This window comes from Curvibacter sp. APW13, from assembly GCF_032337135.1.
Lineage (GTDB): Bacteria > Pseudomonadota > Gammaproteobacteria > Burkholderiales > Burkholderiaceae_C > Allorhodoferax.
Map to the genome: position 1 here is coordinate 1,713,688 of NZ_JAVXZZ010000001.1, position 21,661 is coordinate 1,735,348.

The 21,661-nt window shown below is 64.6% G+C and carries 22 protein-coding genes and 1 pseudogene; 13 read left to right on the forward strand and 10 right to left on the reverse strand.

The genetic code is table 11. From position 1 onward, the window contains the following. Positions 1-7: 7 nt before the first annotated feature. Positions 8-700 (forward strand): urea ABC transporter ATP-binding subunit UrtE, encoded by a 693-nt coding sequence (gene urtE, locus RQP54_RS07990; protein WP_315677662.1) that lies wholly within the window; start codon positions 8-10, stop codon positions 698-700. Positions 701-718: 18 nt separating this feature from the next. On the opposite strand, the gene RQP54_RS07995 is transcribed toward urtE, so the two are convergent. Together RQP54_RS07995 and RQP54_RS08000 are read right to left on the reverse strand one after the other, a co-directional pair. Then, the gene (locus tag RQP54_RS07995) at positions 719-1,549 is read right to left on the reverse strand and encodes an urease accessory protein UreD (RefSeq protein WP_315677663.1); all 831 of its coding nucleotides are present in this window, start codon (positions 1,547-1,549) and stop codon (positions 719-721) included. A 66-nt stretch (positions 1,550-1,615) separates the two neighbouring features. Continuing rightward, positions 1,616-3,094, reverse strand: coding sequence for an FAD-linked oxidase C-terminal domain-containing protein (locus RQP54_RS08000; protein ID WP_315677664.1), 1,479 nt, complete (start codon positions 3,092-3,094; stop codon positions 1,616-1,618). A 222-nt stretch (positions 3,095-3,316) separates the two neighbouring features. On the opposite strand from RQP54_RS08000, the gene RQP54_RS08005 reads away from it, so the two are divergent. Continuing rightward, a complete protein-coding gene (locus RQP54_RS08005; protein ID WP_315677665.1) occupies positions 3,317-3,520 on the forward strand; it encodes a hypothetical protein in 204 nt (67 codons plus the stop codon). Positions 3,521-3,572: 52 nt separating this feature from the next. Here RQP54_RS08005 and RQP54_RS08010 read toward each other — a convergent pair whose 3' ends face one another. After that, positions 3,573-4,460, reverse strand: coding sequence for a LysR substrate-binding domain-containing protein (locus RQP54_RS08010; RefSeq protein ID WP_315677666.1), 888 nt, complete (start codon positions 4,458-4,460; stop codon positions 3,573-3,575). 73 nt (positions 4,461-4,533) lie between these two features. On the opposite strand from RQP54_RS08010, the gene asd reads away from it, so the two are divergent. Both asd and RQP54_RS08020 read left to right on the forward strand, forming a co-directional pair. Continuing rightward, positions 4,534-5,382 carry an archaetidylserine decarboxylase gene (asd, locus tag RQP54_RS08015; RefSeq protein ID WP_315677667.1) on the forward strand — a complete coding sequence of 283 codons (849 nt, stop codon included), beginning with the start codon at positions 4,534-4,536 and terminating at the stop codon, positions 5,380-5,382. A gap of 45 nt (positions 5,383-5,427) precedes the next feature. Beyond that, positions 5,428-7,104 (forward strand): methyl-accepting chemotaxis protein, encoded by a 1,677-nt coding sequence (locus RQP54_RS08020; protein WP_315677668.1) that lies wholly within the window; start codon positions 5,428-5,430, stop codon positions 7,102-7,104. A gap of 46 nt (positions 7,105-7,150) precedes the next feature. Here the strand turns inward: RQP54_RS08020 and purU are convergent, their stop codons facing one another. Genes purU through RQP54_RS08035 form a run of 3 tightly spaced genes read right to left on the reverse strand, consistent with a single transcriptional unit; the run spans position 7,151 to position 9,464 of the window. Further along, positions 7,151-7,999, reverse strand: a complete 849-nt coding sequence (gene purU / locus RQP54_RS08025; RefSeq protein WP_315677669.1) for a formyltetrahydrofolate deformylase — start codon at positions 7,997-7,999, stop codon at positions 7,151-7,153. A 57-nt stretch (positions 8,000-8,056) separates the two neighbouring features. Continuing rightward, entirely contained in the window at positions 8,057-8,341 is a 285-nt protein-coding gene (locus RQP54_RS08030; RefSeq protein ID WP_315677670.1) for a DUF3567 domain-containing protein, read from the reverse strand. A gap of 58 nt (positions 8,342-8,399) precedes the next feature. Beyond that, positions 8,400-9,464, reverse strand: a complete 1,065-nt coding sequence (locus RQP54_RS08035) for a DUF3108 domain-containing protein (protein ID WP_315677671.1) — start codon at positions 9,462-9,464, stop codon at positions 8,400-8,402. 65 nt (positions 9,465-9,529) lie between these two features. Between RQP54_RS08035 and RQP54_RS08040 the strand changes: the two genes are divergently transcribed. Continuing rightward, entirely contained in the window at positions 9,530-10,483 is a 954-nt protein-coding gene (locus RQP54_RS08040) for a fumarylacetoacetate hydrolase family protein (RefSeq protein WP_315677672.1), read from the forward strand. Here the strand turns inward: RQP54_RS08040 and RQP54_RS08045 are convergent. Then, positions 10,470-11,072, reverse strand: a complete 603-nt coding sequence (locus RQP54_RS08045; protein ID WP_315677673.1) for a MarC family protein — start codon at positions 11,070-11,072, stop codon at positions 10,470-10,472. The two genes, RQP54_RS08040 and RQP54_RS08045, sit on opposite strands and share 14 nt — an antisense overlap. Positions 11,073-11,113: 41 nt before the next feature. Further along, complete coding sequence (locus tag RQP54_RS08050; protein ID WP_315677674.1) at positions 11,114-11,473, reverse strand: TraR/DksA family transcriptional regulator; 360 nt, start codon at positions 11,471-11,473, stop codon at positions 11,114-11,116. Positions 11,474-11,606: 133 nt separating this feature from the next. Here RQP54_RS08050 and RQP54_RS08055 point away from each other — a divergent pair, with 133 nt between their 5' ends. The 6 genes and pseudogenes from RQP54_RS08055 to RQP54_RS08080 form a co-directional block, all read left to right on the forward strand. Further along, positions 11,607-11,957, forward strand: a complete 351-nt coding sequence (locus RQP54_RS08055) for a DUF2946 domain-containing protein (RefSeq protein WP_315677675.1) — start codon at positions 11,607-11,609, stop codon at positions 11,955-11,957. Between the two features lie 140 nt (positions 11,958-12,097). After that, positions 12,098-12,646, forward strand: coding sequence for a YcnI family protein (locus RQP54_RS08060; protein ID WP_315677676.1), 549 nt, complete (start codon positions 12,098-12,100; stop codon positions 12,644-12,646). A gap of 54 nt (positions 12,647-12,700) precedes the next feature. After that, on the forward strand, positions 12,701-13,150 hold the full coding sequence (locus RQP54_RS08065) for a copper chaperone PCu(A)C (RefSeq protein ID WP_315677773.1): 450 nt from the start codon (positions 12,701-12,703) through the stop codon (positions 13,148-13,150). Positions 13,151-13,381: 231 nt separating this feature from the next. After that, a complete protein-coding gene (locus RQP54_RS08070) occupies positions 13,382-14,071 on the forward strand; it encodes a PhaM family polyhydroxyalkanoate granule multifunctional regulatory protein (protein ID WP_315677677.1) in 690 nt (229 codons plus the stop codon). Positions 14,072-14,150: 79 nt separating this feature from the next. Then, positions 14,151-15,914: a methyl-accepting chemotaxis protein gene (locus tag RQP54_RS08075; protein ID WP_315677678.1), complete on the forward strand. Its 1,764-nt coding sequence runs from the start codon at positions 14,151-14,153 to the stop codon at positions 15,912-15,914. A 106-nt stretch (positions 15,915-16,020) separates the two neighbouring features. Continuing rightward, positions 16,021-16,269 (forward strand): annotated as a pseudogene (locus RQP54_RS08080) (DUF2249 domain-containing protein); the annotation flags it as partial. 159 nt (positions 16,270-16,428) lie between these two features. Here RQP54_RS08080 and tgt read toward each other — a convergent pair. Both tgt and queA read right to left on the reverse strand, forming a co-directional pair. Continuing rightward, positions 16,429-17,640: a tRNA guanosine(34) transglycosylase Tgt gene (gene tgt, locus RQP54_RS08085; RefSeq protein WP_315677679.1), complete on the reverse strand. Its 1,212-nt coding sequence runs from the start codon at positions 17,638-17,640 to the stop codon at positions 16,429-16,431. A 12-nt stretch (positions 17,641-17,652) separates the two neighbouring features. Then, positions 17,653-18,780, reverse strand: coding sequence for a tRNA preQ1(34) S-adenosylmethionine ribosyltransferase-isomerase QueA (gene queA, locus RQP54_RS08090; RefSeq protein ID WP_315677680.1), 1,128 nt, complete (start codon positions 18,778-18,780; stop codon positions 17,653-17,655). 188 nt (positions 18,781-18,968) lie between these two features. Here queA and recG point away from each other — a divergent pair, with 188 nt between their 5' ends. Then, positions 18,969-21,089 (forward strand): ATP-dependent DNA helicase RecG, encoded by a 2,121-nt coding sequence (gene recG, locus RQP54_RS08095; RefSeq protein ID WP_315677681.1) that lies wholly within the window; start codon positions 18,969-18,971, stop codon positions 21,087-21,089. Positions 21,090-21,166: 77 nt separating this feature from the next. Next, positions 21,167-21,649, forward strand: a complete 483-nt coding sequence (locus RQP54_RS08100) for an SRPBCC family protein (RefSeq protein WP_315677682.1) — start codon at positions 21,167-21,169, stop codon at positions 21,647-21,649. The last annotated feature ends 12 nt before the right edge of the window (positions 21,650-21,661 follow it).

The following is a 21,661-nucleotide window of genomic DNA, read 5'->3' on the forward strand; positions in this document are numbered from 1 at the left end:
ATGCGACATGCTGAAAATCAACAACATCAACCAGTATTACGGCGGCTCCCACATCCTGCGCGATGTGAGTCTGGAGGCCGAGATTGGCAAGGTTTCGGTGATTCTGGGCCGAAACGGCGTGGGCAAGACCACGCTGCTCAAGTCCATGATGGGGCTGGTTCCCATCCAGTCCGGCACGATCGAGTTCGAGGGCACGCCGATCCAGAAGCTCACGCCCTACGAGCGCGCACGCCTGGGCCTGGGCTTTGTGCCGCAGGGGCGCGAGATCTTTGCGCGCCTCACGGTGGAGGAGAACCTTCGCATGGGCCTGGCCTACAAGCGTGCGGGTACGCCGATACCGGCCGAGCTGTTCGAATTGTTCCCGGTGCTCCAGCAGATGCTGAAACGGCGCGGCGGCGACCTCTCGGGCGGGCAGCAACAACAACTGGCCATCGCGCGCGCCTTGGCGGCGGGCCCCAAGGTACTGATCCTGGATGAACCGACCGAAGGCATACAGCCCAGCATCATCAAGGACATCGGCCGCGTCATCCGCATGCTGGCCGACCGCGGCACGATGGCTATCGTCCTGGTAGAGCAGTACTACGACTTCGCCCGTGAACTGGCCGACCAGTACGTGGTGATGGAGCGCGGCAGTGTGCTGGCCCGGGGCAAGGGGGCCAACATGGAGGCCGACGGGGTGCGCGAACTGGTGGCCATCTGACCACACCAAAATCTGGCCTTACATCGCCCAGATGCGGGGCTGGGTTGGAGCCTGTTGCCACAAGGTTTGCAGCCACTGCAGGCGAATGGCGCGCAACAGTTCCATGGCGGGTTCGACCACCGGTGCCAACGCCCGGACCACGACCACCTGCGGGTGTGGGCTGGTGGCGCCGGCCCAGGCCGCCAAGGGGTGCTGCGCGATCACGCTGCGTGCAGCCTCGAGCGCCTGCTCCCGGCGCGCGCGACCCAAGGGCTGGCCGCTGACGAACCAGCAGGTGGCCAGGCAGCGGCGCCCGGCCAGTCCGGCCGGGCCGTCCATCAGGCGCGTGTCGGACGCATCCACCACCCCGCGTTCCAGCCAAACGCCCTCCAAGGTCAAATGCTGCAGCAAGCGTCCGCTGTCGAAGGGCTGTCCAGCCAGCGGCAGCCCCAGTGCAGTCACGTCCCAGCCCATGGCCTCTGCACCCGGCGCCATGGACAGCGTCGTCCGGTTTTCGGCCTGGCAACCGCTGTAGGCAATGGTCTCCAGGGGCAGCCATTGCAGCCGTGCGTCTGCGGCCAGGTGCAGGCTCGTATGTTGCGCGGCCAGCGGCCCATCGCTGCGGTAGAACCGGCTGGCACCCGGCGTCGTGACCAGGGCCTGTGTGCCGGGCTCCAGGTGCACCTCGAGTTCCAGCGTGTCCCCCCCCACCAGCCCGCCAGGCGGATGCACCAGCACGTTGTGGCACAGGGCATCGCCTTCCGGGTAGAGGCTTTGCAGCACGCGCAACGGCCCGCTGTGCGTGTGTGTTGCAACGGTCTTGCCGTTACGCAGTTGGTAGTGAAGGTCGAGGCGGGCGTGCCAGGGCATGCGAAGCGATGGAAGTGGTCGGTGCCCGGGACCAAGCAGGATTCGCGCCAGCGCAGCGCCTATGACTCAGAAGCGCTCCAGCTCCGGGTGCTTGATGACACCGCCACGCACCAGCATCTTGCCGTACTCCGCACAGCGGTGCTTGGTCGGGATCACCTTGCCGGGGTTGAGCAGCTCTTTCGGATCGAAGGCGGCTTTCAGGGCCAGCATCTGGGCGTTTTCTTCCGCACTGAACTGTACGCACATGCTGTTGAGCTTCTCGATCCCCACGCCGTGCTCGCCGGTCACGGTGCCGCCCATGGCCACGCTGGTTTCCAGGATGTCGGCGCCGAAGAGTTCGCAGCGGTGCAGCTGGTCGGGGTCGTTGGCATCGAACAGGATCAGCGGGTGCAGGTTGCCGTCCCCGGCGTGGAACACGTTGGCGCAGCGCAGTTGGTATTTCCTTTCCATCTCCTGGATCGCCAGCAGGATGTCGGCCAGGCGCTTGCGCGGAATGGTCGAGTCCATACACATGTAGTCGGGGCTGATGCGCCCGCTGGCCGGGAAGGCATTCTTGCGCCCGCTCCAGAACCTGAGGCGCTCGGCTTCGTCACGGCTGACGGCAATGGCGGTGGCGCCAAAGCTGCGCAGCACCTCGCTCATGCGGCCTATCTCTTCCTCCACCTCTTCGGGGGTGCCGTCGCTTTCGCACAGCAGGATGGCCTCGGCATTCAGGTCGTAACCGGCATGCACGAAGTCCTCGACCGCCGCGGTCATGGGCTTGTCCATCATCTCCAGTCCCGCCGGAATGATGCCGGCCGCAATGATCCCGGCCACCGCGTCGCCCGCCTTGCGCATGTCGTCAAAGCTGGCCATGATGCAGCGCGCAAGCTTGGGCTTGGGCACCAGCTTCACGGTCACCTCGGTAATCACTGCCAGCATGCCTTCGCTGCCCACCACCACGCTGAGCAGGTCCAGCCCGGGAGCGTCGAGCGCATCGCCGCCGAAGGTCACCGGGTCACCTTCGGCCGTGAAGCCGCGTACCTTGGTGACGTTGTGCAGCGTGAGGCCATATTTGAGGCAGTGCACGCCGCCCGAGTTTTCCGCCACATTGCCGCCGATGGTGCAGGCGATCTGGCTGGAGGGGTCGGGGGCGTAGTACAGACCCAGCGGAGCCGCCGCCTCGCTGATGGCGAGGTTGCGCACGCCACACTGCACCACGGCGGTGCGGCTGCGGGCATCCATGGCAATGATGCGATTGAAACGGGCCAGCGATAGCGTTACGCCCATGGCGTGGGGCATGGCTCCCCCGGAAAGCCCTGTGCCGGCCCCGCGCGCCACCACCGGAACGCCCAGCGCGTGGCAGGTTTTCAGTACCGCTTGTACCTGGTCCTCGGTCTCCGGCAGTGCCACCAGCAGCGGGCGCTGGCGGTAGGCGGTCAGTCCGTCGCACTCGTAGGGGGTGACGTCTTCCTGGCTGTAGAGCAGCGAATGGGAGGCTATTTTCCCTTCCAGTCCGCACAGGATCTTTGCAAGTAGCACCTTTTTCGATAGCGTCTTGTCCATGGAGTGGGTCCGGTTTCGTGATTTGCCCTGTCGTGGTGAAAGGCGGCGACAGGAAGAATGGATTGACTCTACGGCATCTCGCGGAACGTCCGCATGAAACTTGTTGCACGACTGCGTGAAAAACCTTGGATGCCAGTGCTACAGTGGCGTTAGCCCTAAGAAAAATGGGGTTTTGGCAAGGCCGCACCTTGGTGCGGTGGATTCGAACTGAAAGGAAACGACATGACAAAGCTTTTGGCCACTCTGGTTGCTGGTTTGATTTCTGTGGGCGCCATGGCCCAGACCGCTGCGCCTGCAGCACCGGCTGCTCCCGCAGCGCCTGCCGCGGCACCCGCAGCAGCACCTGCACCTGCCAAGGCTGAGAAGAAGGCCGCCCACAAGGCCAAGAAGAAGGCCCACAAGGCCAAGAAGAAGGCTGCCCAGTAATCTCCCGGTCGCATCCCCTGCAGAAAGCCCGCCTTGGCGGGCTTTCTGCTTTTCAGGCCACAGCCTTCTTCAGCCACTCCGCGAACGCGGACACCTCCCAACGGTCCATGGCGCCAGTTCGCCAGCACAGGTAGTGGGCGTGGGGACTCGGTACGGCCTTGGCGAAGGGCGTGCTGGTGCCGAGTCGGACCAGGGCGCCGCTTTCCAGCCAAGGCGCACCGAGCTTGAGGCGCACCAGGCCGACGCCCATGCCGGCGGCAGCGGCGTCGCACATCAGCCCAATGTCGTTGAACTGGGAGCCTTCCACGGGCTCCGGCCAGTCCAAGCCTTGGGCAGCCAGCCAGGTGCGCCAAGGCTCCAGCGGACTGCGCAGCAGCGGCAAGCCCTCCAGGTCGGCAGCCACATCGAACGGGCCGTGCTCGCGCACGAACGCGGGGGAGGCCAGCGGGATGACCTCGTCCTTCACCAGGCACACATGCTCCATGTCGGCGTAGCGGCCCGGACCGAAGCGCACCATCAGGTCGGCATCCTCGGCCACCACATCGAGCAGGGGGATGGACACCTGTAAGGTCAGGTCGATCTCAGGGTAAGCCTCGGTGAACTGGCGCAGGCGCGGGATCAGGATCGAGCGCGAGAACGTGGGGGTGACAGCCAGGCGCAGTTTGCGCTTGCCCGGGGCGGCTGCAGAGGTCGGGAACTTCTGCAGACTCGTCAGCCCATCGCGAACGTGGGCGAGGTATTCGCTGCCTTCGGTGGTCAGGGAAAAATCGGCCCGGCCGAAGAGCTTGGTGCCGATGATCTGCTCCAGCTGGCGCACCCGGTGGCTCACGGCACTCGGGGTGACGCAGAGTTCTTCCGAGGCCAGGGTGACGCTGCGCAGGCGCGCCAGTGCCTCGAAGGTCAGCAGGCACTGGATCGGGGGAATGCGGGCAGAACTCATGCCCACAACTATAATTCGCCGCCCCGCGCACCGGTACCGGTGGCAGCGGACTCTTTCGAAGGACCCCTGCGCCATGTCTGACACTCTCGCGGTCCTGCCGCAATACCTCCTGCCCAAGAAAGCCCTGACCGCGATGGCGGGCAAACTGGCGTCCAAGCCTTTGGGCGGGGCTACCACCGCGTTCATCCGCTGGTTTGCCAAGCGCTATGGCATCAACATGGCCGAAGCGGCCAATCCGGACCTGGCCAGTTACGCCACATTCAACGAGTTCTTCACCCGAGAGTTGAAGTCTGGCGTGCGTCCGCTGGCTGACGCTCCTTACGTGTGCCCCGTGGACGGTGCGATCAGCCAGCTAGGGGCGATCGAGAAAGACCAGATCTTCCAGGCCAAGGGCCACAGCTACAGCACCACGGCCCTGGTGGGCGGTGATGCCGCACTCGCCGCGCAGTTCGAGAACGGTGCGTTCGCGACCATCTACCTGAGCCCGCGCGACTACCACCGCATCCACATGCCCTGCGATGGCTCGCTGCGTCGCATGATCTACGTTCCCGGCGACCTGTTCTCTGTCAATCCGGCCACTGCGCGTGGCGTGCCCGGACTCTTCGCACGCAACGAGCGTGTGGTCTGTGTGTTCGACACCGCACGCGGCCCCATGGTGCTGACCCTGGTGGGTGCCACCATTGTTGGCAGCATGGCGACCGTCTGGCATGGCACGGTCAATCCCCCTCGCAGCCCGCAGACTTGCGAGTGGCACTACGACGCCGGTGTGGTGAAGCTCCAGCAGGGTGCGGAAATGGGCCGGTTCATGCTGGGCTCGACCGTGGTGCTGCTCTTCCCTGCGCAAGGCATCGATTTCAATCCGCAATGGAAGGCGGAAAAACCGGTGAAACTCGGGGAATCCATGGGTAGCCACGTGGGCTGATCTGGTCTATCCTGCCGCATCTTGAATTGGTGCGTTGGACAGACCATGGAAATCGAACATTCATCTGCGGCACTGGCGGTCGCAGGCGGGCAGCCACAAGCAGCCTGGACTCCAGAAGAAGCGCAAGCCCCCAAGACTTCGGGGATGCAACAGCGCGAAGCACTGTCGGTGAAGGGCAGTTTGGCGCTGGCCTTTGCCTGCCTGCTGGTGGGCGTGCTGATCATGGGGGGGTTTTCCCTTGTGCAGATGGGGCGCCTGAACGCCTCCACCCAGGCCATCTACGAGAAAGAGTACGCGGCTGGTCAGGCAGCAGAGCAGCTGCGCAGCAACCTGCTGCGCATCAGCCGCGCCCAGAAGCAGTTGCTTACCGCCAGCACGGCCGATGAGCGGGTAGCCTTGGGGAAAGACGTGGACCAGAGCGTCGATGCCATCCACGCTTCGATGAAGACCATCGAGTCCCTGTCCCAGGCCGAGCAGGCCCAGGAGACCGCCAAGGCCCTGGCCACGCCACTGGACAAGTGGACCAAGCGCGTGCGTGCGTTTGTGGACATGGTCAAGGCCCAACCACTGGAGCTTCTGGAAATGAGCTGGGAGGTGCCGTTGGAGGATGCCGGGCTGCTCAATGACACCAAGAAGCTGGAGAAACTGGTGGATGCGCTGGTGGCCCAGCGTTCCGAATCGGCACAGGCCACCATCGCCCAGGCACAGGATATCTACACCGGGGCCTTGGTCTGGGTCGGCGGGCTCACCGTTGTGCTGATCGGTGTGTCCGTCGTCGTGGGAGGGTGGGTCACCCGGCGCCTGATCCGCCAGCTTGGCGGTGAGCCAGGATACGCCAAGGAAATTGCCAGCCGCATTGCGCACGGTGAGTTGAGCTTGCGCATCGACCTCGACCCCAAGGATACCGAAAGCCTGTTGCATTCCTTGCACGAGATGCAGCAGCAGCTGGCACAGACCATGCGGGACATCGCGAACAGCTCCAGTCAGGTGGCCAACGCATCGCGCGAAATTTCCATGGGCAACCTCGATCTTTCCCGGCGCACCGAGCAACAGGCCCAGTCCTTGGAAGACACCAACAAGAGTATCCAGTACATGGCCGGCATCACCACCCTGTATGCCGACAGCGCAGCCAAGGCTGCCAGCCTCTCGGGCGCCGCAGACAGGGCGGCCCAGCACGGTGGCGATGTGGTCTCAGGGGTGGTGCACACCATGGAGCAGATCAACGAAAGCACCCAGGCGATCCACGCGAACATCAGCGTCATCCAGAGCATTGCGTTCCAGACCAACATCCTGGCACTCAATGCCGCCGTGGAGGCAGCGCATGCCGGTGAACAGGGGCGCGGATTTGCAGTCGTGGCGGCCGAAGTGCGTGATCTGGCGCAGCGCAGTTCGACTGCGGCGCGGGAGATCAGTGCAGCCATCGAGCAGTCCGCAGACCGCGTCAGAGAAGGCAAGCGCTTGGTGGACGAAGCAGGACGCGCCATCTCCGAGCTGGCGCAGACCGTGCGCCAGGTCAGTACCGTGATGGAAGAGCTGTCCGGGGCATCGGCCGAGCAGGCGCAGGGCATTGCCAAGATCAACCAGGCGATTTCCCAGCTGGACGAAGTCACCCAGCAGAATGCCAGCCTGGTGCAGCACGCAGCGGCCTCGGCCCATTCACTGGACGAGCAGGCCCAGTCACTGGATCAACTGGTGGGGCGTTTCGAACTGGCCCGTCCCTGAGCGGACATCGCGTCCATGCAAAAGGGCTGCCCGGGCAGCCCTTTTTTCACTTGAAGATCACCGTCTTGTGGCCGTTGAGCAGCACCCGGTGCTCGCTGTGCCACTTCACCGCCCGCGCCAGTACCTGGCTTTCCGTGTCCTGCCCCAGCGCGGTGAGGTCGTCTACCGTCTTGCTGTGGTCCACGCGAGCCACATCCTGCTCGATGATCGGGCCTTCGTCGAGGTCGGAGGTCACGTAGTGGGCGGTGGCGCCGATCAGTTTGACGCCCCGGTCGTGCGCCTGGTAGTAGGGCTTGGCGCCCTTGAAGCTCGGCAGGAAGGAGTGATGGATATTGATGGCTTTGCCGGACAACGCCTGGCACATGTCATTGGATAGCACCTGCATGTAGCGTGCCAGCACCACCAGTTCGGCACTTTCGCCCTGGATGATTTCCAACTGCCGGGCTTCGGCCTGCGCCTTGGTGGCGGCACTGACCGGGATGTGGTGGAACGGAATGTTGTAACTGGCCGCCAACTGGTAGAAGTCGCGGTGGTTGGAGATGATGGCGCGGATATCCACGCGCAGCAGCCCGCTCTTCCAGCGGAACAGCAGGTCATTGAGGCAATGGCCCTGGCGGCTGACCATCAGCACTGTGCGCAGCGGCTGGGCCACTGCATGCAGGCTGCATTGCATCTGATAGGGAGCGGCAAAGGCCTGCAGCTGCTCGCGCAGCTCGGCGTGGCTCCAGCGTGCGCAGCTGAACTGCACCCGCATGAAAAACAGGCCGGTGTCGTGGTCGTTGTACTGGGCGGCTTCTTCGATGTTGCCATCGTGTTCCAGCAGGAAGCCGGACACGGCGTGAACCAGGCCGAGGCGGTCCGGGCAGGAAAGGGTCAGTATGTAGCTAGCATCCATGCCCGCCATTGTCCCTCATGTGCCACTGCGCCGTTTGCAGGCGGACAGGGGACGTTGTCAGTGCACCGAGGTCGGAATCTGGGCCAGGCCCGCATACTGGGCCAAGGTGTCCTCGACTTCGTCCTGGGTCGGCGACTGCCGCTGCCAGGCCTGCAGGTGTTCCTGGAACAGCTCGGCCCAGGGGCCGTCCAGGAACACTTCCTTGCCGCTGCGCTTGTCCAGCAGCTCGAAACCGTGGCGTTGCAAACGATGTTCGTCGGGCACCGATGGAGCCAGGCCCTTGTCCCAGGTGCCCAGCACATGGATCAGGCAGAAGGTGTCCGAGTCGTACAAGGTGTTCATGGCACTCCCCCGAATGGTGTTCCGTACTGGGGTAGACATGGGGGTAAGCCTGCGGGCTTCAAGGGGTGGCAGGGGGGCGCTCGGTGGCCCGCCACAGCTGATCCACCATGTCGCCGTTGGACTGGGTCAGCCGGATGCGCACGGGCAGGTAGTCCAGTTCAGGGGCCAGCCATACTTCAGCGCGGGAGTCGTAGTCGCCGAGCGGGTCCTTGGTCAGCCGCAGCGCGCGTACCTGCCCACCCGGCAGGGCAATGGTCTCGGCAGGCAAGACCTTGAAGGTCCAGGTCTCTGAGGAGCGCGGGCCGACCGCCTGAAAACTCAGGGTCGATCCTGGTGGGTAACGCTCCTGACCGGCGGCCAGCAGCCCGGCGAGCTGGAAGAAGATGCTCAGCTGGTCCTGTGCCCCAGCTTGCAGCGGTTCGTCGGGCGTGTTGGCGCTGTAGGTCACCTTGCCTTTTCCGCGCTCGAAATGGGCTGCCACCTCACTGCGCACCTTGTCGCCAAAGCGGACCGGTTCCAGCCCTTGCGCGCCAATCAGCCCCTTGCTGGTCTGCACGCGTGAGCCGAGCAGGAAAATCCGGATCTCCATCCGGGCATCGTAGGTCTTGCCGTCCTGGCGCCACAGCAACTCTCCCTGTGCCGACACCGGAATATGCTTGGTTTCGCCCTTGATGTCGTACAGCAGGCGCACGCTTGGGGGAAGGGTCGGCGTCCTGGGAGATGCCGACGTCGCCGGTTGCGCGGCAATGCCGGCTTTGGGTGATTCGGCAGTCTCTTCGGTACGGGCGGCCGCCAACAGTTGCGTTTCCTCCATCGGGGCCGTGCGCGGCGCGATGGCGGAGTCCGGCACCGTCGCGCTCGGGGTGGAAGGCTTGTGCGATGCACTCGCTGGTTGTGGTCGATTCTGCTTGGCGATGCGGTCACCGGCTGGCGCACGTGGCTCGACGGGTACCCATCGCGTCTCGAACACCATGCCGGTATTGGTCATCGCTGCCGGCATGCCGGATTGCAGTGTGGCGGCAGACAACACCGCCCAATGCCCAAGTATCACGATCGCCAGCACCGACCCGGCCTGACGCCAGCGTACGGGACGACGGTGGCGAATTGTGGCAGCGGCAGACATGGGGGCATTCACTTTCGGGGTCACAGGGCTTGGAGCTCAGTGTAAATCAGGGTGACAATTCGCCTATGAAACTTGCGAGCTATTCCGATGGATCACGCGATGGGCAACTGGTGGTGGTCTCGCGCGACCTGACCCAGGCCCACTATGCCACCCACGTCGCCACGCGCCTGCAGGCGGTGCTGGAAGACTGGAACTTCCTGGCCCCGCAATTGCAGGACCTGTACGACAGCCTCAACGCAGGCCGTTGCCGCCAGGCATTTGCCTTCGACCCCGAGCGCTGCATGGCCCCCTTGCCGCGCAGCTACCACCACGTCCAGGCTTGCGCCTACGCCGACGTGGCTGCTGCTGGTGCTCCGCAGCGCCTGGCATCTACAGTGCAGGCCGGGGATGGCTTATGGGGCCCGCATGCGGTGGTGGCGCCAGCCCATGCTGCCTTGGGGCTGGACTTCGAGGCACAGTGGGGTGTGATTACCTCGGATGTACCTGTCGCCGCCTCCCCTGAGCGCGCTCTGGACGCCGTGCGTCTGGTGGTGCTGTGCCAGAGCATGGTGTTGCGCTCCGGTGACGGAGGCGAACAGGAAGCGAGACTGGGGACAGCCTGTGCACCGGTGGCCATGACGCCCGATGAGCTGGGACCGCAGTGGGAGCGGGGGCGCTTGCAGGCGTCCTTGGTAACCCACTGGAACGGACGGAAGCTGGGCATGAGCGATACCGCGGTCGACATGGTGTGGCCGCTCGGAAAGGTGATTTCCCAACTGGTGGCCTGGCGACCGCTCTCGACGGGGAGCTTGGTCACCTTGGGGCCGGTGCGCAACCTGGGCGAAGGGGCACCGGGCGCACAGCGCCCCAAGGGTTTTCACGCGCTGGCTGACAAGCGGGCGCTGGAGCTGGCGCAGGACGGTCAGGCCACAACGACCTTCCTGCAAGCGGGTGACGACGTATCCAGTGAACTTCGTGGCCGCGATGGCGCCAGCCTGTGCGGGACGGTACGCTGTGAAGTGGCAGCTAGCCCTGACTGATGCGCTGGACGAAGACCTTGATGCCACTGAGCATCATCTCGATCGACACCGACACCAGCACCAGACCCATCAGTCGCTCCAGGGCGTGAACCACGCGTGAGCCCACCAGACGTTGCACGCGCTCAGCACCCACAAGCACCACTGCGCTCACTGCCATGGTGACACACAGTGCGGCAATCCACTCAAGCCGCTTTTCCGGTTGCTGGGATACCAGCAACAGCACAGTGGCCAGGGCCGAGGGGCCGGCGATCATGGGGATAGCCAGCGGAACGATCAGCGGCTCACCGAAAGTTTCCGGCTCCGGCGCGTCCGGCGGTGGGAATACCATGCGCAGGGCGATCAGGAACAGGATGACGCCGCCGCCGATCTGCAGTGACAGTTCGCTCAGGTTCATCAGCTCCAGAAAACGCTGGCCGACAAACATGAAGGTCAGCAGCAGCACGAAGGCGATCAGTATTTCACGCAGGATCACACGCGGGCGCCGCTCCGGCGCCACATGCTTGAGCGCGTTGGCAAAAACGGGGATATTGCCGATCGGGTCCGTGATCAGGATCAGCAAAACCGTGGCGGATGCAAAGGTGTATTCCATCATTCCCCCAGCATAGCAGGGGCGCCAAGGCTGCGTCGGCTTCAGGCTTTCTCTGCCGCTTCCTGGCAATGGATGCAGCGCGCCGCTTCGGGGGCTGCGTGCAGCCGTTGGGGTGTGATGGCGGCGCCACAATCGACGCACTCGCCGTAGGTGCCCGCAGCGATCCGGGCCAGTGCGGCATCAATGGCCGCGACCTCCTGGGTCTCGTGATCGTCGAGCGCCAATTCGAGGTCGCGCGCTGTCGCCATTTGGGCATCCGAGTCCTGGGAGCGTGCAAAGTGCTCGGCGGACGCTTCGGCGCGTCCGACGTTGCCGCCGCGCAGGGTCTGCAGTTGTTGCAGCAGGCGGCTACGCTGTTCTGTCAGTTGGGTGCGCAGGGCGGTGATGTCCAGTTGGGTCATGGTAAGTCTGCCAGTCAGTCAAGGGTTGATGGGAGCATCTTGCGACGCCTGCGTGCGGTCAACTTTGATGTGCATCAAGTATCGCGACTGTTGGCGCTGGTGTCCTGGGGGCGTCGTGCTGGATAATGCGGCCATGCTGTTACAGACCCTGCGCCAATCGCGCACACTGGCCCGCTGGGTGCTGGTGTGGTTTGTCATGGCCATGGGCGTGGCAGTCGCCGCGCCCACCTTGCAGCCCATCAGCCTCGACACGGTATGCAGCGCGGCCGCGGCGGCATCGACCGACGAGGGCTTGCCTGCAGCACCGGTACACCACACGCTCCAGTGCGTGATGTGCCTGGGGCTCATGGCGCCGCCTGCGGCAGACCCTGCCCCGATGCCCAAGGTTGGCGCTGCGCCAACGCGGGTGGCAGCTGGTGTCGCTGCCGTGCAGCTTGCGCCGCGAAATTCGCCACTGGTTGCGCGGGCGCCCCCGCGGGCCTGAGTTTCGTCGCCCCACTTGGGGCGCCCCCTCTCCATTTGCGTTCGACACGCCGCGTCATGCCCCGGGCATGCCTGCAGCGGCGCTATCGACTCCCCATGTGTGCCGGGCATTTCCTGGCAAATTTCTTCTCATCTTTCGTCATGCGTTTTACCGATGCTTCCAAAATCGTAGCTGCATTCGCTTTTTCCACCTGGGCTACCGCCGCTTGTTCCCATGTAACCCTGCAGGACCCGCTGGCCGGTTCCGGCGCCACCTACCGCGCTGTTCTGCGCGTCGGGCATGGTTGCGATGGATCATCCACCGTGGCCATGCGGGTCACGATCCCGGCCGGATTCAATGGTGCCCAGCCGATGGTGAAACCGGGTTGGAAGCTGTCCACCAAGGTCGGCGTGCTGGCGGAGCCCTATGTGGCCCATGGCACCACGTTCACCGAAGGTGTGCAGGAAATCACCTGGACCGCCAATACTGCTGCCGATGCCCTGCCCGATGCACTGTATGACGAGTTCGTGCTGCGCGGTACGCCCAAGAAGGCCGGGCCCCTGTGGTTCAAGGTCGAGCAGTTGTGCGAGAAGGGCAGCAACCCCTGGGTGGAGGTGCCGGCCAGCGGTACCTCGACCAAGGGACTGAAAATGCCCGCAGCCTTGCTGGAGGTGATTGACCTGCAGCCGAGCTCGGCGCACAGCCATTGATCCCGATTCACCCTATAGGAGAAAGACATGCGTCAATTTGCCAAACCCCGTGCCATGCTGACCACCGCAATCCTGCTGACTTGCCTGGGCTCGGCCTGGGCTCAGAACGTGGAAGTTCAAGGAGCCTGGGCCCGAGCCACCGTGCAGGGCCAGAAGGCGACCGGAGCGTTCATGACGCTCAGTGCCAAGGAGGCGACCCGATTGGTGGCGGTGTCGTCACCCGTCGCAGGGGTCGCAGAAGTGCATGAGATGGCCATGGAAGGTGACGTCATGAGGATGCGGCCGGTTGCGGGGCTGGATCTGCCCGCCGGCAAGGCCATCGAACTCAAGCCAGGCGGATACCACGTCATGCTCATGGATCTGAAGCTGCCGCTTCAGAAGGACACCGTCATCCCGCTGACCCTCACCGTCAGGAATGCCAAGGGCGTAGAGAGCAAGCAGGAACTCAAGGTGCCGGTGAAAACGGCAGCGCCCATGCCCATGGGAGAGCACATGGGCCACTGAGCGCCGGTAGCACGGATTCCCTTTTTGCCTGCGCACAGACCATGGACAGCCCCCGCCACGCCGTTGCCTTACCACTGATCGGTTCCGGGCGGGACCCATGGCTGCCATGGTCTGGCAGGCTTTTTTTGTCCCTGTACGCGGCGCGCGGTTCGGGCCTGTTTCGATTGCCGGGTGGGCCCGCCATGGAGTAAGCTGTGTCTCGCAGCCCTGCGAGGGCTTTTTGGAGGCACCATGAGCGATCCCACCGCACCCGGTTTCGGCAAGTTTGTTCCGGGCTACGATTTCCTGCAGAACCTGGCCAAAGGAGCCACCACCGGAATTCCCCAGATGCCGAACCTCGGGAATTGGGTGGCGCCCACCCTCAACGTCGAGGAACTCGACAAGCGCATCGAGGAGCTCAAGGGGGTGCACTTCTGGCTGGAGCAGAACTCACGCGCCCTGGGAGCCACCATCCAGGCGCTAGAGGTGCAGAAGATGACCCTGAACACCCTCAAGGGCATGAACTTCAACATCGGTGACGTCGCCAACGCACTCAAGCTCAAGGCGGCTGATTCGGTCTACTCGGGCGTGCAGCGGGTCAGTGAACGCGCGGCGAACACCGCCAAGACCATTGCGGACGCTGCCAACGGCAAGGACAAGGCCGCGCCCCGGGCCCGCAAGGCCAAGGGCCCGGCGGCTACGGTAGCTGGTCTGGTGGACCCTCTGCAGCTCTGGGGTTCACTCACGCAGCAATTCCAGCACATCGCCGCCAATGCGCTGAAGGACGCTTCGACCAAGACAGCGGTCGATGCGACCAGGAACGTGGCGACGGGTATTGCCAAGGAAGCCCTCAAGACTGCGGCCGGAAGTGCCGAGAAGAAGACCACAGCACGTCCAGGTGTGGCGAAGAAGGCTGCTCGCAAGAAGCCCGCGCCGCGTTGACGGGGTCGGCAGTCCCTGTGATTGCCGCCAAGCCTACTATCTTCACGGCGTCGGCGCGCTGCAACCATTTGAGGTGTTCATGAAGAATTTGAGTATCAAGGCACGCATCACGTTGGGGCTGGCCGCCATTCTGGCGTTTGCGCTGGCCAGCGCGGCGTTTTCGATCTACCGCAACGTCAGCGCCAAGTTCGAGTCCGCCCAGGTCGCCACATCGTGGATCCCGGCCATCGAAAACCTGGGCAATATGCGTGGCTACTTGGGCGACCATTACCTGCTGGTCAACGACCGCATCAGCGGGCGCGACGCCAGCCCCGGTGCCGTGTTTGACAAGAAGATGCAGGACCTGGAGGCCAAGCTCGTGGCGGCCACGGAAATCTATGCGAAGACCCTGGAAGACTACCTGCCCGATGACCCCAAGGGACCGATCGAGAAGGGTTTGTACGCGGACTACGTGAAGCACCGCGACGCTTACCTCAAGGCCAGTGCGACCGCCGTTGCCGGTGCCCGCGATGCCGCCGGGGCCGATGAAACGCTGGAGATCATCAAAGGCGAATTCACCAAAACCGGCCCGGAAACCTTCCGCCAGGCCTTCGCCGCGATGGAGACCATTCTGAAGTTCAATCTGCAGGGGACGACCGACGCGGCCAACAAGGTCTCGTCCTTGGTGAAGGAAACCGAAACGGTCACCATCGCGTCGCTGCTGTTGATGATTGCGCTGGGTGCCTATCTGCTGTGGGCCATTCCGCGAAGCGTGAGCGGCCCGGTGCAGGCAGCGGTGGACTTGGCCCAGAGCATTGCCAACGGCGACCTGACCCGTGCCGTTCCCAGCCAGGGCAAGGACGAGTTGGGGCAACTATTGGGGCATCTGGAAGCCATGCGTTCCAAGCTGGCAGTGCTGGTGGCCAATGTCCGCCAGGGTTCGGAAAGCGTGGCCACGGCCAGTTCCGAAATTGCCCACGGCAACCAGGATCTTTCCAATCGCACCGAGCAACAGGCTGCGGCGCTTGAGGAGACCAGCGCCTCCATGAGCGATCTGGGCAGCACCGTGAACCAGAACGCCGATTCTGCCCGCCAGGCCAACCAGTTGGCCATGACGGCGTCGACGGTGGCGGTGCAGGGGGGCGAGGTAGTGGGCCAGGTGGTCAACACCATGAAGGACATCAACGACTCCTCACGCCGTATCGCGGACATCATTTCCGTCATCGACGGCATCGCCTTCCAGACCAACATACTGGCGCTGAACGCGGCAGTAGAGGCCGCGCGCGCTGGTGAGCAGGGGCGTGGATTTGCCGTGGTGGCTTCCGAAGTGCGTGCCCTGGCGGGCCGCTCGGCCGAGGCGGCCAAGGAAATCAAGACCCTCATCAATGCCAGCGTGGAGAAGGTCGAGCATGGAACGGCCCTGGTCGACCAGGCTGGCTCGACGATGACCGAGGTGGTTGCCTCCATCCGCCGGGTGACCGACATCATGGGTGAGATCAGCGCTGCGTCCACCGAGCAGTCCAACAGCGTGAACCAGGTAGGCGAAGCGGTGCGGCACATGGACCAGGCGACGCAGCAGAACGCGGCACTGGTGGAAGAGATGGCGGCCGCTGCCTCGAGCCTGAAGTCCCAGGCCCAGGAGTTGGTGGGGCTGGTATCCACCTTCAAGGTCAGCAGCGATACCCACGCCACCTTGGCGCACCATGAAATCAAACACGTGCAGGCGCCGCCGCCTCCCAAGGCTGCGCCGCGCCCTCTGCCAAAACCCGCAGCGGCTTTGGCTCCAAAGCCGCTGGCAGCCGCACCGAAATCCACTCCCAAGCCAGCACCTGCTGCTTCGGAAGACGATTGGGAAACCTTTTGAGAAAAGCTTGCACTAGTTCAAGCGGTTTGGGCCGCGATGGTTCTACAGTGGACCCATCGACAACAACAAAGGGCGCCAGGAGCGCCCTTTGCATTGAAGGACTGCCATGGAAACCGCACTGCCCCAACTCAAGACCCCGTTCCCCTTTGACGCCCGCGGCGTCGCCAAGCGCTTCCGCCACGCTGCCATCTTCGGTGCGCTGGAATCGCTCGATGATGGCGACACCATGCGTTTCGTGAACGACCACGACCCCGTGCCGCTGATCAACCAGATGCGTCAGCGCTACGGCAACCAGGTGGCGGTGAACTACGTGGCCCGCGAGCCCGGCAACATCGTCATCGACTTCACCATCCAGGCCAACGCCGACGCGGAACCCCTGCCGCCCCTGGAGCAGGGCGGGGCCTGTGGCGGCAGTGGCTGTGGTTGCGCCGGCAAGCATTGAGTGCTGAGCAGCCACCCATGAAAACAAAACCCGGCCAAGGCCGGGTTTTTGCTTTGCGGCTTGGTGCGCAGCTCAGGCCCCGCGAGCGCGGTCCGCATTGAACTGCTGTACGAAGGCGCCGAAGCGGCCGGCGTCCAGTGCATCGCGCACTTCCTGCATCAGGTTCAGGTAGTAGTGCAGGTTGTGGATGCTGGTGAGCATGGGGCCCAGCATTTCGCCGCAGCGGTCCAAGTGGTGCAGGTAGGCGCGCGAAAAGCCTGCCCGGCCACCGCTGTCCCAGCTCACACCACTGTCGCCAGCACAGGCGTAGCAGGTGCAGGTGGTGTCCAGCGGCTGCGGGTCGCTCTTGTGGCGGGCGTTGCGGATCTTCAGGTCGCCAAAGCGCGTGAACAGGGTGCCGTTGCGTGCGTTGCGCGTGGGCATCACGCAGTCGAACATGTCGATGCCGTTCTGCACCCCGGCAATCAGGTCTTCGGGTGTGCCCACGCCCATCAGGTAGTGCGGCTTGTGCTTGGGCAGCTTGGGGCCGATGTGTTTCAGCACCCGCATCATCTCGTCCTTGGGCTCGCCCACCGACAGGCCGCCGACGGCAATGCCGGGGAAGTCCAGTGCCTCCAGCCCGGCCAGCGATTCGTCGCGCAGGTGGGTGTGCATGCCACCCTGGACGATGCCGAACAGGGCGTTGGGGTTGTTCAGCCGGGCGAACTCGTCCTGGCAGCGCTTGGCCCAGCGCAGCGAGAGTTCCATGGAACTGCGCGCCTCGCGCTCAGTGGTGAGCTGGCCCTTGGTCTTGGGCTCCACTGAGAGGTAGGGCGTGCACTCGTCGAACTGCATGACGATGTCGCTGTTGAGGATGGTCTGGATCTGCATGCTCACTTCGGGGGTGAGGAACAGCTTGTCGCCATTCACAGGAGAAGCGAACTTCACACCTTCTTCGGAAATCTTGCGCATCTGCCCCAGGCTCCAGACCTGAAAGCCCCCCGAATCGGTGAGGATGGGCTTGTCCCACTGCTCGAACTGGTGCAGCCCGCCGAACTTCTGCATCACGTCCAGCCCCGGGCGCATCCACAGGTGGAAGGTGTTGCCCAGGATGATCTGCGCGTTCATGTCCTTGAGGCTGCGCGGCATGACGCCCTTGACGGTGCCGTAGGTGCCCACGGGCATGAAGATGGGGGTCTGCACCACGCCATGGTTGAGCGTGAGCTTGCCGCGGCGGGCGTGCGAACCGAGGTAGCTGCCGTCAGCAGAGGCGGGGTCGTCTTTGAGCAGTTCGAATTTCAGCATGGTCTTCAATGTTCAAGGGGCGGTGGTATTCGGTGGAGTGCGGCGCTGCAGCAACATGGAGTCGCCATAGCTGAAGAAGCGGTAGCCCTGGGCGATGGCGTGCCGGTACAGGCCCATGATGTGCTCGTATCCGGCAAAGGCGCTAACCAGCATCATCAGCGTGGATTTGGGCAAATGGAAGTTGGTGATGAGCAGGTCCACAACGCGCCACTCGAAGCCGGGGGTGATGAAGATGGCGGTGTCGCCACTGGCCGAGCCGAACTTCGCCCAGCTCTCCAGCGTGCGCACGCTGGTGGTGCCCACGGCCACCACGCGGCCGCCGCGGGCGCGGCAGGCTGCAATGGCGTCTTGCGTGGCCTGCGGCACCTCATACCACTCGCTGTGCATCTGGTGCTCAGCAATGTTTTCGGTCTTCACCGGCTGGAAGGTGCCGGCGCCCACGTGCAGGGTGACAAAGGCACGCTCCACACCCAGGGCGTCGAGCTGGGCAAACAAGGCTTCGTCGAAGTGCAGGGCTGCGGTGGGCGCGGCCACGGCGCCGGGGTTCTTGGCGAACACGGTCTGGTAGCGAAGCAGGTCTTCTGCCGCTTCTTCCGGATTGCTGGCCCCGCCTTGTGGGCGCTCGATATAGGGCGGCAGCGGAATCTGGCCGTGGCGTTCCATCAGGGTGTAGGGGTTGTCACCGGCGCGGTTGAACAGGCGAAAGCGAAACAGCGGGCCGTCGGCATTCGGCCAGCGCCCCAAGAGCGTGGCGGAAAATCCGTCTTCACGCCCCGCGGCGCACACCAGCTTCAGGGTGGTGCCTACCGGTGGCTTCTTGCTCACGCGCACGTGGGCGGCGACCTCTTCGCCGCCAAGCACGCGCTCGATCAGCAGCTCGGCCTTGCCACCGGTGGGCTTCTCGCCCCACAGGCGCGCGTTGACCACCTTGGTGTCGTTGAACACCAGCAGGTCGCCTTTTCGCAAGAGGCCGGGCAGTTCTTTGAAGATGCGGTCTACCGGGGCGTCGGCGCGGCCATCGAGCAGGCGCGAGGCCGTGCGCTCGGGTGCGGGGTGCTGGGCGATGAGCTGCGGCGGTAGCTCGAAATCGAAGTCGGAAAGGGTAAAGGTGCGCGCGGCGGCGCCGGAATCAGGGTGCATGCTGCTTGAGGGGGGAACAACCCCCGTGCCAAGTGGAAAGGGGGCGTATTGTCCCACGGGCAGCGCCGGGCCGGCATATCCGGAGTGTTATAGGTGCCATTTTGGCCTCTGGCCCGCGTATGCATTGCGTGAATAGCTAGCAAAACCATAGCGACTGCCGGTTGTCCGCTTTACGCCACAATCGCCCCATGCCCCGCCGTGCAGCCGCCCCCGCCGACAAGACGCCGCCCGCCACCGCCCTATCCGTCACGGACAAGGCGCTGGCGCAGCTGGGCCTCACGCGCGACATCGACCTGGCGCTGCACCTGCCGCTGCGCTACGAGGACGAGACGCGCATCGTGCGTCTGGCCGACGCGCGCGAGGGTGATACGGTGCAGATCGAAGGGCAGGTCACGCGCTGCGACGTGCAGTACGGGGGCCGACGCCAGCTGGTGGTGACCATCAACGATGGCTCCGACACCTGCGTGCTGCGCTTCTTCCACTTCTACCCCTCGCAGCAGAAGGCGCTGGCGGTGGGCAAGCGCATCCGCGCACGTGGCGAGCTCAAGGGCGGCTTCATGGGCTGGACCATGCTGCACCCGCACACCCGGCCCGCCGAAGGCGACCTGCCCAAGGCACTGACGCCTGTGTACCCCACGGTGGCGGGCCTGTCGCAGACGGTGTTGCGCAAGGCGATCCTGGCGGGGCTGGCGCGGGCCGACCTGTCCGACACCTTCGAACCCGGTGACCTGCAAGCCTTCAGCGAGGCGCACCGTTTGTGGACCCTGCACGGCGCACTGCAGTTCCTGCACCACCCCACGCCCGATGTGTCGCTCGATACCCTGCACGACCACAGCCACCCGGCCTGGCAGCGGCTCAAGGCCGAGGAGCTGCTGGCGCAGCAGCTGAGCCAGTTGCAGAGCCGGCGTGAACGCGCCCGGCTGGTGGCACCGCAGCTCATCGTGCATGTGGAAAAGGAAGCCCTGCACGAGCGCCTGCTCAAGAACCTGCCCTTCGCGCTGACCGGCGCGCAGGCGCGGGTCACCGAGGAAATCGCCCAGGACATGGCACGCCATGTGCCCATGCACCGCCTGCTGCAGGGCGACGTGGGCGCGGGCAAGACCGTGGTGGCGGCCTTGTCGGCGGCGGTGTGCATCGACTCGGGCTGGCAGTGCGCACTCATGGCGCCGACCGAAATCCTGGCGCAGCAGCATTTCCGCAAGCTGCTGGGTTGGCTGGAGCCTTTGGGCATCCGCACGGTTTGGCTCATCGGCAACCAGAAGGCCAAGGAGCGCCGCGAAGCGCTGCAGAGCATTGCCAGTGGTGAGGCCCAGCTGGTGGTGGGCACCCACGCCATGATCCAGGACAAGGTGCAGTTCTGCAACCTGGGCCTGGCCATCATCGACGAGCAGCACCGCTTCGGCGTGGCCCAGCGCCTGGCCCTCAAGCGCAAGCTCGAACACGACGGCATGGAGCCCCACCTGTTGATGATGACGGCCACGCCCATTCCGCGCACCCTGGCCATGAGCTACTACGCCGACCTGGACGTGTCCACCATCGACGAACTGCCCCCGGGGCGCACGCCCGTCGTGACCCGCGTGCTGCACGAAGCCCGCCGTCTGGACGTGATGGAGCGCATCCGCGCCCAGGTGGCCCAAGGGCGGCAGGTGTACTGGGTGTGCCCGCTCATCGAGGAAAGCGAAGCGCTGGACCTGAGCAACGCCACCCACACCCACATCGAACTGGTGGACGCGATGGCCGGGGTGAACCTGCCCGACGGCAGCCCCGCGCTGGTGGGCCTTCTGCACTCGCGCATGCCGGCCGACGAGAAAAAGGCGGTGATGGATGGCTTTACCCAGGGCCATATCGGCGTGCTGGTCAGCACCACGGTCATCGAGGTGGGGGTGGACGTACCCAATGCCTCGCTCATGGTGATCGAGAACGCGCAGCGTTTTGGCCTGAGCCAACTGCACCAGCTGCGCGGCCGGGTGGGGCGCGGTGCGGCGGCTTCGGCCTGCGTGCTGCTGTACTCCACCGGCGACGCACCGCGCCTGAGCGAGACCGCCCGTGAGCGCCTCAAGGCCATGGCCGACACCAACGACGGTTTCGAGATCGCCCGGCGCGACCTGGAGATTCGCGGCCCGGGTGAGTTTCTGGGCGCGCGCCAGTCGGGCGACGCCATGCTGCGCTTTGCCGATCTCACGCAGGACCAGGCCCTGCTCGACTGGGCCCGTGCAGAAGCGCCGAAAATGCTGGACCGACACCCCCAACTGGCGCGCAAGCATGTCGAGCGCTGGCTGGGTGGTAAGGCCGAGTTCCTGAAGGCCTGATGGATGGTAGAAGTGGCATCTAGACCGCGTGAATATTGCGCCTGAAGCTATTGAAGTTGTAGCGAAAGGAGTCTCCCGTGAAACCCCTGAAATTGCATCCCAACCCGGAATTGAACCTGTTGCTGGAACGCACCGTGCCGCTGACCCTGCACGAGGTCTGGGCCGCCTGGACCGACCCCGAGCACCTAGTGCACTGGTTCTGCCCCAAGCCCTGGCAGACGATTGCCTGCGAAATCGACCTGCGCCCCGGCGGCGTGTTCCAGACCGTGATGCGTGGCCCCGAAGGCCAGGAACACGGTTCTGCAGGCTGCTTTCTGGAGGTGGTGCACCTGCACCGCCTGGTCTGGACCGATGCGCTGGGCCCGGGCTACCGCCCCAACGCCAAGCCATTCATGACGGGGACGCTCACCTTTGACCAGGTCGATGGGGGCGTGCGCTACCGTGCGGTGGCCCAGCACGCCGACGCGGCGACCAGGCAGCAGCACGAGGCCATGGGCTTTCACCAGGGCTGGGGCATTGCACTGGACCAGCTGGTGGCCTACATGCAGTCGCGGCGGTAGCACAATCCCCCC

Bases quoted from the DNA above. Each gene is read 5' to 3' on its own strand.
- RQP54_RS08040 (WP_315677672.1), top strand. From the start codon at position 9,530: ATGAAACTTGCGAGCTATTCCGATGGATCACGCGATGGGCAACTGGTG.
- purU (WP_315677669.1), bottom strand. From the start codon at position 7,999: ATGGATGCTAGCTACATACTGACCCTTTCCTGCCCGGACCGCCTCGGC.
- RQP54_RS08065 (WP_315677773.1), top strand. From the start codon at position 12,701: ATGCTGACCACCGCAATCCTGCTGACTTGCCTGGGCTCGGCCTGGGCT.
- RQP54_RS08060 (WP_315677676.1), top strand. From the start codon at position 12,098: ATGCGTTTTACCGATGCTTCCAAAATCGTAGCTGCATTCGCTTTTTCC.
- queA (WP_315677680.1), bottom strand. From the start codon at position 18,780: ATGCACCCTGATTCCGGCGCCGCCGCGCGCACCTTTACCCTTTCCGAC.
- RQP54_RS08010 (WP_315677666.1), bottom strand. From the start codon at position 4,460: ATGAGTTCTGCCCGCATTCCCCCGATCCAGTGCCTGCTGACCTTCGAG.
- RQP54_RS08050 (WP_315677674.1), bottom strand. From the start codon at position 11,473: ATGACCCAACTGGACATCACCGCCCTGCGCACCCAACTGACAGAACAG.
- asd (WP_315677667.1), top strand. From the start codon at position 4,534: ATGTCTGACACTCTCGCGGTCCTGCCGCAATACCTCCTGCCCAAGAAA.
- RQP54_RS08030 (WP_315677670.1), bottom strand. From the start codon at position 8,341: ATGAACACCTTGTACGACTCGGACACCTTCTGCCTGATCCATGTGCTG.
- recG (WP_315677681.1), top strand. From the start codon at position 18,969: ATGCCCCGCCGTGCAGCCGCCCCCGCCGACAAGACGCCGCCCGCCACC.
- RQP54_RS07995 (WP_315677663.1), bottom strand. From the start codon at position 1,549: ATGCCCTGGCACGCCCGCCTCGACCTTCACTACCAACTGCGTAACGGC.
- RQP54_RS08070 (WP_315677677.1), top strand. From the start codon at position 13,382: ATGAGCGATCCCACCGCACCCGGTTTCGGCAAGTTTGTTCCGGGCTAC.
- RQP54_RS08075 (WP_315677678.1), top strand. From the start codon at position 14,151: ATGAAGAATTTGAGTATCAAGGCACGCATCACGTTGGGGCTGGCCGCC.
- RQP54_RS08055 (WP_315677675.1), top strand. From the start codon at position 11,607: ATGCTGTTACAGACCCTGCGCCAATCGCGCACACTGGCCCGCTGGGTG.
- RQP54_RS08045 (WP_315677673.1), bottom strand. From the start codon at position 11,072: ATGGAATACACCTTTGCATCCGCCACGGTTTTGCTGATCCTGATCACG.
- RQP54_RS08005 (WP_315677665.1), top strand. From the start codon at position 3,317: ATGACAAAGCTTTTGGCCACTCTGGTTGCTGGTTTGATTTCTGTGGGC.
- RQP54_RS08000 (WP_315677664.1), bottom strand. From the start codon at position 3,094: ATGGACAAGACGCTATCGAAAAAGGTGCTACTTGCAAAGATCCTGTGC.
- RQP54_RS08035 (WP_315677671.1), bottom strand. From the start codon at position 9,464: ATGTCTGCCGCTGCCACAATTCGCCACCGTCGTCCCGTACGCTGGCGT.
- RQP54_RS08020 (WP_315677668.1), top strand. From the start codon at position 5,428: ATGGAAATCGAACATTCATCTGCGGCACTGGCGGTCGCAGGCGGGCAG.
- urtE (WP_315677662.1), top strand. From the start codon at position 8: ATGCTGAAAATCAACAACATCAACCAGTATTACGGCGGCTCCCACATC.
- tgt (WP_315677679.1), bottom strand. From the start codon at position 17,640: ATGCTGAAATTCGAACTGCTCAAAGACGACCCCGCCTCTGCTGACGGC.